We start from the raw sequence: 14,075 nt of genomic DNA on the forward strand, positions 1-14,075 counted from the left end.
TGTCTGCCAGCACCTGCAGCACCCGGCCCTTGGCATCGTAGCGGGTAGTGGTCACCAGCCAGCGGTCATTGGCCCCGTTGCCTTCCAGCAGCCGCACCTTGGTGCCCGTGACCAGCCCTTTGGTCTGGCTGCTCAGGGCCAGTACGTCCGTATGCGGCTGAGTCTCCGTATTGTAGGGGATGCCGCTCAGCAGCCCCGGCTGGCCGGGCTTGGCCCCTTCGTAGCTATAGTCGTCATAATACGTGTAGGTCAGTGGTTCCAGCTTGTTTTGGTCAAGGGCCGGCAAGGGGTTGCTGGCATAGATCGTCTCCGTGGTTTGGGTGCCGTTGGGGTCCAGCAAGGTCTCCAGCTCATCGGTCTGGCTGTCAAAGCCAGGGTTAAAAACGATCTCCTGCCCGGCCTGGTAAATGTCCCGCCCGTCGTGGCTGTTGACCACCAGGCTGCTGGGGACTTTGATCTGGTGGACGATGGTTTGGGTGCCGCTGGCCGTGCCCAGGGCGGTAGCCAGGGCGGCCGCTGTCTGGCTGGTCTCGTACAGCGCCGTCATTACCGGCCGGTTCAGCTCATCATAAAACGTGGTCAGCCACTTGCCCGCAGTGCGAAGGTTGCCGTCTTGCGAGAACACCAGCCGGTCTCTTACATCATAGACCATCTCCACCGGTTCGGCACCGGGCACCTGTTTGAGCACCATCCGCCGACGGTGGTCATACACGTACCGGAAGCACAGCTCCCGCCGGTGAACGGTATTGGACAGGCTCCAGCTGGTGCCCGACAGGATATCCACCATCCTGGGCTGCAGCACGTACCGCAGGTTCCCCAGGTCGTCATACACATAATAGGTACACAGCCAGCCGGTATGCCCTTCGCTGCCCGCGGCAGCCGTCAGCTGCACTTTCTTCAGCACCACCCGCCCTTCCTTGTCCTTGAACTCCACCACCTCCTGGGCCATCTCATCCTGCGTAACGGTCTTGTACAACTGCCCGGCACTGTAATTGGTATCCCGGGCAACGGGATAGTCTCCCGCATTGGCGCCGATGTCCCAGATCTTCACCCCGTCTCCGGCCGTGTTCACCAGGTATTGCTGACTGACCCCTTTACCGCTGCCAGCCCAGCTGTTGCCGGGCGCCAGCGTTTTCTCCACGCGGTTCAAAGGGCTCTGTTCGAATTGCGTCTCACTGTAATAAACAGACTCCCCGGGGTATTGCGTGCCCGAAAATCCGGCCTGCTCCGTAAAGGGGCTGAGCCGCAGCTGCCCGGTGCCAGTCACCCCGTAAGGCAAATATTTATACTGTTCCCGCCCGAAGTTGTCATATACCACCGGCGCTACCAGGTCATTGCCCGTGCCCGGCAGAATGTGTTTGCTCACCGTTTGTAACGGCCGCCCCAGCCCGTCAAAGTACTGCGTGGTCTGCCGCACGTCCTGCACGTTCCCGTTGGATACCACCAATGCCGTGTCGGTGATCCCTTTGGAGGGTTCCCACGTGCGGATGTAGTTCACCTTCATTGTGGACGGATAAGCGGCTGGGGCTGTTGCGGGGGTTATAGTAGCGGCGGGAGGCGTATTCGATGCAGCATTGTTTGGCTGCTGCGCGTACAATGGTAAACTTCCGGATATGAGTCCTGAAAAAAGGGCGAGTACAGGAATGATCTTCTGCATAGGGAGCAAGGTATTAGGATTACTGGGAACAAACCGGGTTACAATTCAGGCATCACAACGTTCCAAATATTAAACAAGTATAACGCTTTATTCCCAGTATTCCAATCCGCTACTCCGGGTACTTCATGGCCTCATACCCCAGTAACCTCCGCCACAAGCCTATCTGCCCTATGCCGTAAGATTCCAGGTATATAAAAAAGCCGATGATCACCGAAAAAGGCTCGCTCGGCATTTCCGGAATAGGCGCTGGCGGCGGCGCATTCAGCTGTTCTTCCGTTAAGGCCGTCAGCTTGCTGCGGAGCACGGGGGTTATTTTGTCCCAGTCTTGCCGGTATTCGGCCAGCGGCGGATAGGTAACGCCGTCCTGTATGCCTTTGAAGTGCTGCAGAAAGGTCTCGAACTTCGGTTCCAGCTCCAGGCCGGCGGCTTTTGCCAGCATGCAGCGCAACTGTACCAGGTTGCCGGTCAGCCATGCCACATGATTGGCTTTTGTGCCCAGCCGGTTGTGGGCATCCTTATCTGAAATACCGTCTATTACGTTCGGAAAAAGACTGGTATGCAGGTCGTACAGCCGTATGAGGCTGCTAATTGAATTGTTCTTTTCCATGGTCATTTCTGTTTATAACAAATGTAACCAAAGGCATCAGGTTGCATGGGGTGTGGATACGGCAGGATGCGGGGCATTTGCGACAATTGTAAACCCTACCTGTTTTCCGGATAATTCCCCATCTTTACAAGATCATGAAATACCTCTTCCTCGCCGCAGCCGCGCTGCTTGCCTCGCAAAGCTGCCGCACTCCCAAATCCGCCACCGCTAGCCTCATCTGGGCAGACGAATTTAACACCACCGGCGCCCCCGACCCGCAGAAATGGGATTATGCCACCGGTACCGGCAACAACGGCTGGGGCAACGCTGAAGCGCAGTACTATACCAACAGGCCGGAGAATGTGGAAGTGTCTGGCGGCACGCTTAAAATAAAAGCCCGCAAAGAACAGCATAACGGTAGCGGGTACACGTCTGCCCGCCTGCTCACCAAAGGCAAATTCTCTTTCAGGTACGGTAAAATAGAAGTACGCGCCAAGCTGCCTGCGGGCGGCGGCACCTGGCCTGCTATCTGGATGCTGGGTAACAATATTTCGGAGGTAGGCTGGCCGGCCTGCGGTGAAATAGACATCATGGAACACAAGGGCAACGAGCCTGGCAAGATACACGGCACCCTCCACTACCCCGGCCATTCCGGCGCGCATGGCAGCACCAATACCACCATGATCAGCAATGCTTCCTCGGCGTTCCACATCTACACGGTAGACTGGACGGCCGCCGCGCTCAAATTTTACATTGACGGCAATTTGTTCTACACGTTTAACAACTCGGCAAACGTACCCTTCAACCAGGAATTTTATGTACTGCTGAACCTGGCCATGGGCGGCCACTTTGGCGGCAAGATAGACCCGGCGTTCAATTCGGCGGTTTTTGAGATAGACTATGTGAGAGTGTACAGGAACTAACAACATACTGGCCGGCGAATGCTCAAACCGAAGCAGTAACGGCCGGCAAGGAGAAAAAGCGAAAACCGGCCGCCACCCATGCGGTCAGTTACGCAGCAAAAAGCTAACCGCGGCGGTGCCGGAAGCACAGCGCACACCGTCACTCATGCGGCAGCCTCACCAGCATCACCGTCCCTTCCGTTGCAGGCTCAATGTACAGCTCCCCGGCGTGCAGCTGCACGATCTTTTTGCAGATAGACAGACCCAGGCCATGGCCGCGTGTTTGCTGCGCGTTGCTGCCCCGGTAGAAGGGCTCAAACACCTTGTCTGCCTCCGAGGGCGGAATACCCGCGCCGCTGTTGATAACGCGCACCAGGATGCTGCGGTCATCAAAATCTATGGTGATGCGGGCGGTATGATCTGGTGAGAATTTGCAGGCATTATCCGCCAGGTTGATGAACAGTACTTTCAGCAGGCTTTCGTTGCCGTTGCAGGTTACCAGCGTATCCTGCTCCGGCGCGCGGAGGAACTGGATGTCTATGCGGCCGCTGCCTTTACGTTTTTCGCGCACTTGCTCGGCGGTTTCCCACAGCAGTTCGTCTATGCGCACGGGTGTGAACACGAACTCCTGCCGGTTCAGCTCTGACTGTGCCAGTTGCAGCAGGCCGTTGGTCAGTTCGGACAGTCCTTCCGCGTCTTCCAGTACGGATTGCAGGATGGCCTGGTATTCTTCCCCGCTCCTGCTTTTGGCAAGCGTTACCTGTAGCTGGCTGATAATGGAGGCCAGCGGGGTGCGCAGCTCGTGGGAGGCGTTGCTGACAAAACTTTTCTGCAGGTCAAAAGAATGGCTGAGCCGCTGCAGCATGGTGTTGAAGTTGGCGCCCAGCTGGGCTATTTCATCTTTCCCCTTTACGGCTACCCGGGAGTTTTGCAGGTTGTTGGCATTGATCTGGTCTGCCTGCTCCACCAGCCGGTCTATAGGCTGCACCATTTTGCGCGCAAAAAAGTAGCCGATGCCTACCAGCAATATGACGGCCACGGCCAATTCCACCAACAGAATGCGGCGCAGGTTCTGCAGGTTCTGGAAACCGTATTTGTCGAAAGACGATACCAGCACTATCACAGACACGTTGTCTTCCTGGTAATGAACACCCACCGTTTCGCCGTTGGCGTCGTTATGATGGTATTGCCCGTGCTCCCGGATGTAGTTGAGCAGGTAACGCGGCGTGCGCACGGCCGTGTCCAGCATATTGGTATAAAGCAACTGGTAGCCGGTGCTGTATACCAGTATGCTTTCCTGGTAAAGGTCCTGGAAGGTGGTTTTATCCAGCTTGCGCAGCAGCCCTATCTGCACCTGGTCGTTCTCGATGATAACGGCGCCAATGGAGCGGGCGCGGTATTCGAGCCTGTCAAGGTATTCCGCGCGGCGGCTTTGGGCGGAGAAGTAATACGCCAGCACGGCAAAGGCTATCAGCAGAAAGGCGGCGGACAGCGTATAATAAAGGGCTATTTTGTATTTGATCTTCATTCTTCGGCCAGGTAGTATCCCATTCCCGTTTTGGTATGCAGCAGTTTCCGGTCAAAGTCCTTGTCTATCTTTTTCCGGAGAAAGTTGATGTACACTTCTATGACGTTGGTGCCGGTATCGAAATCTATGTTCCACACCCTTTCCGCAATGGTCACTTTGGAAATGACCTTGCCTTTGTGCAGGGCCAGCAGTTCCAGCAGCTGGAACTCCTTGGCGGTAAGCGGTATTTTTTTCCCGCCCCGCCATACTTCCTTGCGTTCCCGGTCTATTTCAAGATCGGCTATCACCAGCTTGAAGCGCTGGTCAGGCACTATATCCGCCCCTGCCCTTTTGAGGAACACGCGGATACGGGCCAGCAGCTCGCGGAAGTCGAAAGGTTTCACCAGGTAATCGTCCGCGCCCAGTTCAAAGGCCTGCATCTTGTCATCCATACCGCCCAGGGCCGTGAGCATGATCACGGGTACCTTGCTGTTGCGGCGGCGTATCACTTCGCAGATCTCGTAGCCGTTGTTATGCGGCAGGTTGAGGTCCAGTATCACCAGGTCAAAGTCCTGCCCGGCAGCCAGGCTCTTGCCCATGCGGCCATCATACGCCACTTCCACTTCAAAGCCGTTCTCTTCCAGGCCTTTTTTGACGGCGTTGGCTACTTTTACCTCGTCTTCTACGATCAGTATCCTTTGCATATTGCTAATCTAGGAAATTCATTCCGTATGCTTGCGGTTGGGCAGCACATTCTCCCTGCTCCAGGTGATCTTGCTGGTAAAGGGGTGGCTGCGCACCGGGCAATGCTCCACCTGGCAGTGCTGGCAGCTGGCGGGGATGCAGGGGTCTATATGAATGAAGAACTCCACCTCGTGCGCGCCCAGCTCCCGGTTCACCAGTTCTTCCATTTCCTTCACGGCATCGTGCGCCTCTTCCAGGGAAAGGTAATACGGCAGCGTAACGTGGCAGTCTATGTGATAGTTGTTGCCGTACTGCTGCACGCGCATATTATGCACATCTATCCATACGGGGCGGCGGTGCCGGTTGAGGATGCCGATCACCTGGTCTACCACTTTCATATCCGTTTCGTCCATCAGCCCTGAAATGGACTGCCGCATCAGCTGGTAGCCTTTCCGGAGTATCAGCAGGGCAACGATCATGGAGGCTACGGGGTCTATCCAGGTTTGGCCGGTAAAGTAAAGGATAACAAGGGCGATGATGAGCGCGGCGGAGCTGTACACGTCTGTGAGGATATGCTCCCCGTTGCCGGTAAGGGTGATAGACGGCAGGCGTTTGCCGGAGCGCGTCAGGAAAAGGCCCAGGAGGAGGTTCACAAAGGCCGTGGCGCCGATCACCCAGATGCCGGCGTCAATTTTATGCAGTTCGGGTTTGAGGATAAAGAACTGCACGGCCTTGAACAGGATGAGCACGCCGGCAATGAAGATCATGGCGCCTTCAAAGCCGATGGAAAAAAACTCCACCTTGCCGTGGCCGTAAGGATGGTTCTCGTCTTTCGGTTTGCCGGCCAGGTAAATGCTGTAACAGGCAAAGCCGCCGGCCACCACGTTGATGATAGACTCCAGCGCGTCAGACAGGATGGCCACGGAACCGGTAAGGAAGTATGCCATGAATTTGGCTACTGTCAATACCAGGCTAACGCCCAGCGAAAGCAGGATGATGCGCAGTTCTTTTCTGATCAAAACGGCAGGTTTTGTTGGATAGGACAAAGAAAAAGGAAATTTGTTAACTTGTCTCCCTGTATTTTTGCATATGCACCTCCGCCAGGAAATCCTGAAAGAACATTCCCGGGCCCAAACGCTCCGCATTGCCCAATGGGTGGGCAACAGCCCCGAACGCGCCGCCGCGCTCACTGATCTTTTTCTGCACGATGAATACCGCGTGGTACAGCGCGCCGCCTGGATACTAAGCCATGTGGCCGCCAGCCACCCCGCCCTGCTGCAACCTCACCTGCCGCAGATGGTGGCGCGCATGGGAGACCCGGGCATACCGGTGGCGGTTAAACGAAACGTGGTGAGGATGCTGCAGTTCATGCCTGTTCCGGAGGCCTTGCAGGGGCCGGTGATGGATTATTGTTTCCGTTTTTTGGAAGACCCCGCGGAAACCATTGCCGTACGGGCTTTCTCGATGACGGTGCTGGCCAACCTGGCGCAGCAGTACCCGGACATCCGGCACGAGATCATTTTGCTGATAGAAGAGCAGCTGCGGGAAGGGGCTTCGCCCGGGTTTAAAAGCCGCGCCAAGAAAACGCTGGCGCAACTGGAAAAGCTGGGGCGGAAGCGGAATGTTTGACAATAATATCTCGGCGTTCAAACAAGACCTCCGGAGAGCAGCCATACAGGCCGCTCATCAATAAAAAAAAGGCCCGGAGCATCCTCCGGGCCGTATAAAATCTATTTCTATAACACTTAAAAACTAGCTGTTGCCTGCCGGCTTGTCTTCCGCCGGTTTATCTGCCGGAGCCTGGGCCTGGGCCGGGGGCCTGTTGGCATACTTGATCTCGATGGGCCTTCTGGCAGGCGCCGGTGCCGGTGCGGCCGGTTGGTCACCGCCTTCGCGGGGCTCACGAGGCTCCTTGGGCGCTTTTTCCCCACCCGGTTTCTTTTTGGCGGATTTGGGCGCAAATATAGCGATCATGCGTTTGCCTTCCATCAGCGGCATCCCTTCCAGGGCGCCTACTTCTGCCAGGCGTTCCGCAAACTTCAGCAGTATCAGCTCTCCGCGCTCCTTGAACATGATGGCGCGGCCTTTGAACTGCACGTATGTTTTCACCTTGTTGCCTTCCTTCAGGAATTTTTCGGCATGTTTGGCTTTGAAGTCAAAATCGTGATCATCGGTGTTAGGCGTGAAGCGGATCTCCTTCACCTCGCTCTTGTGAGCGTTGGCCTTCATTTCCTTCTCTTTCTTCTTCTTCTCGTAAAGGAACTTGTTGTAATCGATGATGCGGCAAACAGGGGGGGCCGCATTGGGGGATATTTCTACCAGGTCAAGCCCTTGGTCTTCCGCCATGCGCAATGCTTCGTCCGTTCTGTAAACGCCCGGCTCCACATTATCGCCCACCAACCTGATTTCGGGAACACGGATCATCCTGTTGGTACGATGTTCCTGTTGTTGTTCTCTTCTGAAATTTGGGTTTCTACCCCGGTTAAAGTTTGGTCTTGGTCCTTGTTGCATTAAAATGTTGAATTGTTAGATAATAATGATGATACTGCCGGTGGACTTTTCAAAACCAACAATAGCATACTACTGGTTAAAATTTGTTTGATGAAAACAGGCTGATCATTCAAAAGGTTTGCGGTTCACTACTTCGTCCTCCACCACTTTGATGAACGCCGCCGTTTCCATGGTACCGAGGTCTCCTTTGGCCTGCCGGCGTACCGCCACTTTGCCCTCTGCCGCCTCTTTTTCTCCTACCACCAGCATGTACGGTATCTTTGCCAGTTCTGCCTCCCGGATCTTTTTACCGATCTTTTCGTTTCTATCATCAATTTCAGCGCGAATTTCCGCTTTTTTTAGCAATTCTGCCACTTTTTCTGAATATGGCAGGAACTTGTCACTGATGGGTAATATTTTCACCTGCGTAGGCGTGAGCCAAAGGGGGAATTTGCCCGCGCAGTGCTCTATCAGTACGGCTATGAACCGTTCCAGGGAGCCAAAGGGCGCCCGGTGGATCATTACCGGCCGGTGCGGCTTGTTGTCCGCCCCGATATATTCCAGTTCAAAACGCTCCGGCAGGTTGTAGTCCACCTGGATGGTACCCAGCTGCCACTTGCGGCCCAGGGCGTCTTTTACCATAAAATCAAGTTTCGGGCCGTAAAATGCGGCTTCGCCGTATTCTACCACGGTGCGCAGCCCTTTTTCGGCGGCAGATTCAATGATGGCCTGCTCCGCCAGGTTCCAGTTCTCGTCTGAACCGATGTATTTGCTCCGGTCTTCCTGGTCACGCAGGGAGATCTGGGCGGTGTAATCCGTAAAGTTAAGGCTGTTGAACACGTACAGCACCAGGTCTATCACCTTGCAGAACTCCTCCTTCACCTGGTCCGGCCGGCAGAACAGATGGGCGTCGTCTTGCGTAAAGCCGCGCACCCGGGTCAGCCCGTGCAGCTCGCCGTGCTGCTCATAGCGGTATACGGTGCCGAACTCGGCAAAACGTACCGGCAGGTCTTTGTAAGACTTGGGAGAAGCCTTGTATATCTCGCAGTGGTGGGGGCAGTTCATGGGTTTCAGCAGGAACTCCTCTCCCTCTTCTGGTGTATGGATGGGCTGAAAGCTGTCTTTCCCGTATTTCTCGTAGTGCCCGGAGGTGATGTACAGGTTTTTGTTGCCTATGTGCGGCGTAACCACCGGCAGGTAGCCGCTTTCCACCTGGGCTTTCTGCAAAAAGTTCTGCAGGCGCTCCCGCAGCATGGCGCCTTTGGGCAGCCACAGCGGCAGGCCCAGCCCTACCTTTTCGGAGAAGGCGAACAGTTCCAGTTCCTTGCCCAGCTTGCGGTGATCGCGCTTCTTGGCTTCTTCCAGCAGGGTCAGGTACTCGTCCAGCTCCTTCTGGGAGGGGAAAGTGATACCGTAGATGCGGGTCAGCATTTTGTTGTTCTCGTTCCCCAGCCAGTACGCGCCGGCAATATTGGTGAGCTTCACGGCCTTGATGAAGCTGGTGTTCGGGATGTGCGGGCCACGGCACAGGTCTGTGAAGTTGCCCTGGGTGTAAAAAGTGATGGAGCCGTCTTCCAGCTTCTGCAGGAGGTCCAGCTTATAAGGGTCGTTCTTTTCCGTAAAATACTGGATGGCATCGGCTTTGGACACGTCCTTGCGCACGTAGGCATTGTTCTGCCTGGCCAGTTCGTTCATTTTGGCTTCCAGCTGCCGCAGCTCTTCGTCCGAGATGGCGCGGCCGTCCAGGTCCACGTCATAGAAAAAGCCGCCGTTTTCCAGCGGGGGGCCGTAGCCGAACTTCACTCCCGGGTACAGGCTCTCCAGCGCCTCCGCCATGAGGTGGGCGGAAGAGTGCCACATGGTTGCCTTGCCGTCAGCGTCCGTCCAGGTGAGCAGTTGCAGGGTGCCGTCTTTCGTGATGGGGCGTGTAGCGTCTACCACCTGTCCGTTAATTTTGGCCGCCAAAACCTTGCGGGCCAGTCCTTCGCTGATGGATTTCGCAATGTCCAGTGCTGATACGCCTTGTTCGTACTGTCTTACCGCGCCGTCCGGGAATGTAATGTTGATCATAAATCCTTTTCTCAAATAAAATGCATGCGAAATTACGAAATCAATTATGAATTGCAGCACCAGCCTTATACAAATTATTGCGAATTACGATGAATCGACTGTAATGCAAACGCAGCGCGTATGCTGGCGCGTCAAAACCCCGTCCCGCGCCGCCGGTCAGGGCGGAAAACAAACCGGCCCCGCCTGCCTTCAGCGGCTGGCAGCGGAGGCTCTTTTCTCCCGGCTGGGCCGGCCCGCGCTACGGCTATTCCATTAACGGAAGCGTACAGCCCCATGTACTGGGCCAACCCGCGCTACGGCTATTCCGCCGGCGGAAGCGTACAGCCCTGTATAACAGCCTTCCGCCACGTCCACGCAGATTCCCCTATTTTTGCGCCATGAAAACAATGGCGGACAAGATCATCCACTTCAACACCCATCTTGCCTTCAAAGGCACGCTGCCACCCGGCATCCGGATCATGAACCCCTTCCGGGAGCAGCCGGGCGTGGTAGACATCATGACCACGTTCTACCGCAAGTTCTACAACGATACCCGCACCCGGAAACTCATACTGGGCATCAATCCCGGCCGTTTCGGCGCCGGTGTTACGGGCATTCCCTTCACAGATTCCATCCGCCTGGCCGACCCTTGCGGCATTGTGATCCCCGGCATCAGGACCTACGAGCCGTCTTCCGTGTTCGTATACGATGTAATTGCCGCCTATGGCGGGCCAAAGGCCTTTTACAAGGATTTCTTCATTGGCGCCATGTCTCCCCTCGGTTTTACCACCCTCAAGCCCGGCGGCAAGGAGGTCAACTACAATTACTATGACAGCAAGGCACTGACAGACGCGGTGATGGACTTTATGCTGGACTGCCTGCGCAAGCAGTTGGCCCTCGGGCTGGATACCCGCGTGGCCTACGTGCTCGGCACCGGCAAAAATGCCGCGTTCATCAGCAAGCTGAATGAGCAGTACGGCTTCTTTGAGCGTATTGAGCCGCTGGAACACCCTCGGTTCGTGATGCAATACCGGCTCAAGCAGAAAGAGGCGTACATCAGCAAATACCTGGAAGCCTTTAAAATTTAAAATTCCAGGTAACAGCAGGAATGATGGGGAAAAGAGACACCTGTTTGGCCTTTATTTCCAGGTCTCCGTTCAGCACCGCGCCGGTCTGGTCAAAGTAGATAAAATACGGGTTCAGGCGGCTGTAGGTGTTGTAAATGGAAAACGCCCAGCTGCCGGTGAACTTCTGGCCCGGTTTCTTTTTGCGGGGCGTATAGATGGCCGAAAGGTCCAGCCGGTGGTAAGGTTTCATGCGGTAGCCGTTCAGCTCACCGTACTCCTGCATCAGCACGCCCTCCACAAAGTAGAATTTCTCCGGCAGCGTGGTGGTATTGCCAGAGCCGAAAATGAACACCCCGGAAAAGCTCCAGCGGGGGCTCAGGTCGTACATGGCCACCACGGCCAGATCGTGCCGCCGGTCATATTTGGCCGGGAAGCGCTTACCGCCGTTCAGGTCCGGGAACTGCCGCCACGTCCACGCCAGCGTATACCCCACCCAGCCTGTGAATTTCCCCTTTATTTTACGGAGAAACAGCTCCAGCCCGTAAGCATAGCCCCTCCCGAACACAAATTCCTCTTCCGGGTCATTCAGTGAAGGGGTGTAGCCGGAACGGTACTCGATCTGGTTCTGCAGGTCCTTGTAATAGGCTTCTGCCGAGGCTTCCCAGGCATTCTCCTTAAAGTTGCGGTAATAACCCACCGCGTACTGCCAGGAGAATTGCGGTTTTACGTTGAGCGTGCTGGGCACCCAGATGTCTGTAGGCAGGGTACTGCCCGCATTGGTCACCAGGTGGATGAACTGGTTGTTCCGGGTAACGGAGGCTTTGACCGAGTGCTCGTTGTTCCAGGCGTAGCGGACTATGATACGCGGCTCAAAGCCTCCGTAGCTGCGTACTTCCTGGCCACGGCCATACGTAACGCTGTCTGTTTTGTTGCCGTCCCCGTCACGGATGTAACGGGTGTAGGGGCCTATCTGCCGGAAGCCGCTGTAGCGGAGGCCCAGGTTGACTTTCAGCTGCGGGCTGATCTCCCAGTCGTCTTGTATGTACAATGCCGCCTCATGGGCGTATTTGCGGAAACCGTTATCCGGCCGGAAGGTAGTGGTATCCTGGCTGCCGCTGACAGACGAGGGGGTGAACCGGTGATAGATGTAGTTGCCGCCAAACTTCAGGTGATGTTTGAAATTGATAAAATAATCGAAGTCCAGCTTGCCGTTATAGTCCCGGATACCGGAGTTGAGGTGGATGCGGAAGGTTTGCTGCACGGCGCTGAACTGGAACTTGTAGTCGTTGTAGATCAACGAGGTGTTGGCAAAGAGCTTTTTGCTGAACACGTGGTTCCAGCGCAGGGTGGCGGTATTGTTGCCCCAGGGGATATGGGTCTCAAAGCTCCTGCCGCTGTTGCGGTAGCGGAACACGTCCCGGCCCAGGTAACCGCTCAGGAACAGGCGGTCTTTATCCGAAAAGCGGTAGTTCACCTTGGCGTTGATATCGTGAAAGTGATAGCCGGAGCCGTAGAAGGCGCTTGTTTTTTTCACAAAGGGTTTGGCCAGCAGGTCTGCGTACGTTCTTCTGCCGGAGATGATAAAGCTGGCCTTGTCTTTCACCAGGGGGCCTTGTATGCTGAGGCGGGAAGCGATGGCGCCGATGCCTCCTTCCACCTGGAACACCTGGTTGTTGCCGTCTTTCATCACCACGTCCAGCACAGAGGAAAGCCGCCCGCCATAATTGGCCGGCATGCCGCCTTTGGTGAGGGTAATATCGCGGATGGCGTCTGCGTTGAAAATGGAAAAGAAACCGAAAAGATGACCGGTGTTGTATACCGGCGCTTCGTCCAGCAGTATGAGGTTCTGGTCAGGCGCGCCGCCCCGCACGTAAAAGCCCGCATTGCCCTCGCCCGCCGCCTGTACGCCCGGCATGAGCTGAATGGCCTTGAGGGGGTCTACCTCTCCCATCAGGGCCGGCAGTTTCTTCATTTGTTCAGCAGCCAGTTCCACTTTCCCCATTTCCGTATTCTTCACGTTCTCGTCTTTCCGTTTTTCGGTGACCACGATCTCGCGGGCCTGGAAAGACCTGGGCACCAGGGAGGCGCTGAGGCTCAGCGGGGCCTTGCCTACTTCAATGGTCTTTTCCTGCGCCTCGTAGCCGATAAATGAAAAAACGAGGGTGTATGTTCCGGGGGCCAGCGTAATGGCGTAAAAACCGTAGGTGTTGGACTGCACGCCGCTGCTGGTGCCCTTGATGCCGATGCTGGCGCCCATAAGCGATTCCCCGGACGTGCTGTCACGCACATAACCGCTAACGGCAAAGCGCTGCTGCGCAAGAAGCGGCTGTGAGAAAAAACAGGCTGACAATAACAGAAAGATATGGTAACCGACCTTCATCCCGAACTGATTTGCGAATGATCGACGCCGGGTATGGGGAAAAACAGGAAGGACGGCAACGCGGATCGCTCCACCTTGAAGGTTGCCCGGGAATGCCGCCATCCCGGCCGTGCCGCTAGAACTTGAGCGTATCCGTTACAGACCCGCAGTGCAGCATTTCATCACCAAAATAAGGGTTCAGTATCTCCGCCTTGTCACTCAGCCAGTACGCGCCCCTGTCATTAAAGGCCATGGGGCAATACTGCCTGAAAACGGTAGTGTTTTTGAGCCCTGTTACCTGCAGCAGATCGTACAGCTGGTCAGATACCATCTGGAAAGAAAGCCGGCGGCCTTCCAGCCCCGTTTTTTCCAGCAGCATGCCTTCCAGTTCGGCGGAAATGCCGCCTACCTGCCCCTGCAGCAGGCTGGTACGGGAAGAATCCAGCCCCATGCGGGCTACCGGCAGGCTGTCCAGGTGGTATTGCAGCGCCGCGCCGGCCATGTCCGCCCCCAGGGTGTCTGCTTTTACCAGGGCCGCCGAAAGCTGGTAATACGCGGTCATGGTCACGTTCATGGAATCGTAGAACTCCTGCGGGAAAACACCGCCAATGGCCGTTAACGGCTGGTCTTCCGGCGCTTTCTCCTCCCCGCTGCTGGTGGCTGCCTGGTTGCAGGCCGCAAAAACCACCGTGAGGGCCATTATTCCTAAAAATCCGCGTATTCCCATGCGTGTTCTTTTGCAACAAATATAGCACCAAAAAATATACTATCTTT

At 55.8% G+C, this 14,075-nt stretch carries 12 protein-coding genes; 3 read left to right on the forward strand and 9 right to left on the reverse strand.

The window, feature by feature from the left end; translation table 11 throughout:
• Window positions 1–1,504: DUF6443 domain-containing protein (locus D3A97_RS19275; RefSeq protein ID WP_232826021.1), on the reverse strand; the 1,504-nt coding region annotated here is incomplete at its 3' end.
• A gap of 262 nt (window positions 1,505–1,766) precedes the next feature.
• Window positions 1,767–2,264 (reverse strand): DinB family protein, encoded by a 498-nt coding sequence (locus tag D3A97_RS19280; protein ID WP_198674084.1) that lies wholly within the window; start codon window positions 2,262–2,264, stop codon window positions 1,767–1,769.
• A 134-nt stretch (window positions 2,265–2,398) separates the two neighbouring features.
• Between D3A97_RS19280 and D3A97_RS19285 the strand changes: the two genes are divergently transcribed.
• A complete protein-coding gene (locus D3A97_RS19285) occupies window positions 2,399–3,166 on the forward strand; it encodes a glycoside hydrolase family 16 protein (RefSeq protein ID WP_119080191.1) in 768 nt (255 codons plus the stop codon).
• A 139-nt stretch (window positions 3,167–3,305) separates the two neighbouring features.
• On the opposite strand, the gene D3A97_RS19290 is transcribed toward D3A97_RS19285, so the two are convergent.
• The 3 genes from D3A97_RS19290 to D3A97_RS19300 are packed head-to-tail and all read right to left on the reverse strand — an operon-like array spanning window position 3,306 to window position 6,355.
• Window positions 3,306–4,673 carry a HAMP domain-containing sensor histidine kinase gene (locus tag D3A97_RS19290; protein ID WP_119080192.1) on the reverse strand — a complete coding sequence of 456 codons (1,368 nt, stop codon included), beginning with the start codon at window positions 4,671–4,673 and terminating at the stop codon, window positions 3,306–3,308.
• Window positions 4,670–5,356, reverse strand: a complete 687-nt coding sequence (locus tag D3A97_RS19295) for a response regulator (RefSeq protein WP_119080193.1) — start codon at window positions 5,354–5,356, stop codon at window positions 4,670–4,672. The genes D3A97_RS19290 and D3A97_RS19295 overlap by 4 nt, the downstream gene beginning before the upstream one ends.
• A gap of 18 nt (window positions 5,357–5,374) precedes the next feature.
• The gene (locus D3A97_RS19300) at window positions 5,375–6,355 is read right to left on the reverse strand and encodes a cation diffusion facilitator family transporter (protein ID WP_119080194.1); all 981 of its coding nucleotides are present in this window, start codon (window positions 6,353–6,355) and stop codon (window positions 5,375–5,377) included.
• Between the two features lie 70 nt (window positions 6,356–6,425).
• On the opposite strand from D3A97_RS19300, the gene D3A97_RS19305 reads away from it, so the two are divergent.
• Complete coding sequence (locus D3A97_RS19305) at window positions 6,426–6,965, forward strand: HEAT-like fold family protein (RefSeq protein ID WP_119080195.1); 540 nt, start codon at window positions 6,426–6,428, stop codon at window positions 6,963–6,965.
• 123 nt (window positions 6,966–7,088) lie between these two features.
• On the opposite strand, the gene infC is transcribed toward D3A97_RS19305, so the two are convergent.
• Window positions 7,089–7,847, reverse strand: a complete 759-nt coding sequence (infC, locus tag D3A97_RS19310) for a translation initiation factor IF-3 (RefSeq protein ID WP_119080196.1) — start codon at window positions 7,845–7,847, stop codon at window positions 7,089–7,091.
• Window positions 7,848–7,952: 105 nt separating this feature from the next.
• A complete protein-coding gene (thrS, locus tag D3A97_RS19315; protein ID WP_119080197.1) occupies window positions 7,953–9,896 on the reverse strand; it encodes a threonine--tRNA ligase in 1,944 nt (647 codons plus the stop codon).
• 377 nt (window positions 9,897–10,273) lie between these two features.
• Between thrS and D3A97_RS19325 the strand changes: the two genes are divergently transcribed.
• Window positions 10,274–10,963, forward strand: a complete 690-nt coding sequence (locus D3A97_RS19325; protein WP_119080199.1) for a uracil-DNA glycosylase family protein — start codon at window positions 10,274–10,276, stop codon at window positions 10,961–10,963.
• Here D3A97_RS19325 and D3A97_RS19330 read toward each other — a convergent pair.
• Window positions 10,953–13,322 (reverse strand): TonB-dependent receptor, encoded by a 2,370-nt coding sequence (locus D3A97_RS19330; protein WP_119080200.1) that lies wholly within the window; start codon window positions 13,320–13,322, stop codon window positions 10,953–10,955. The two genes, D3A97_RS19325 and D3A97_RS19330, sit on opposite strands and share 11 nt — an antisense overlap.
• A 115-nt stretch (window positions 13,323–13,437) precedes the next feature.
• Window positions 13,438–14,028 (reverse strand): DUF3347 domain-containing protein, encoded by a 591-nt coding sequence (locus D3A97_RS19335; protein WP_119080201.1) that lies wholly within the window; start codon window positions 14,026–14,028, stop codon window positions 13,438–13,440.
• Window positions 14,029–14,075 lie beyond the last annotated feature (47 nt).

Origin of the sequence: Chitinophaga alhagiae (assembly GCF_003568665.1) — a bacterium.
Lineage (GTDB): Bacteria > Bacteroidota > Bacteroidia > Chitinophagales > Chitinophagaceae > Chitinophaga > Chitinophaga alhagiae.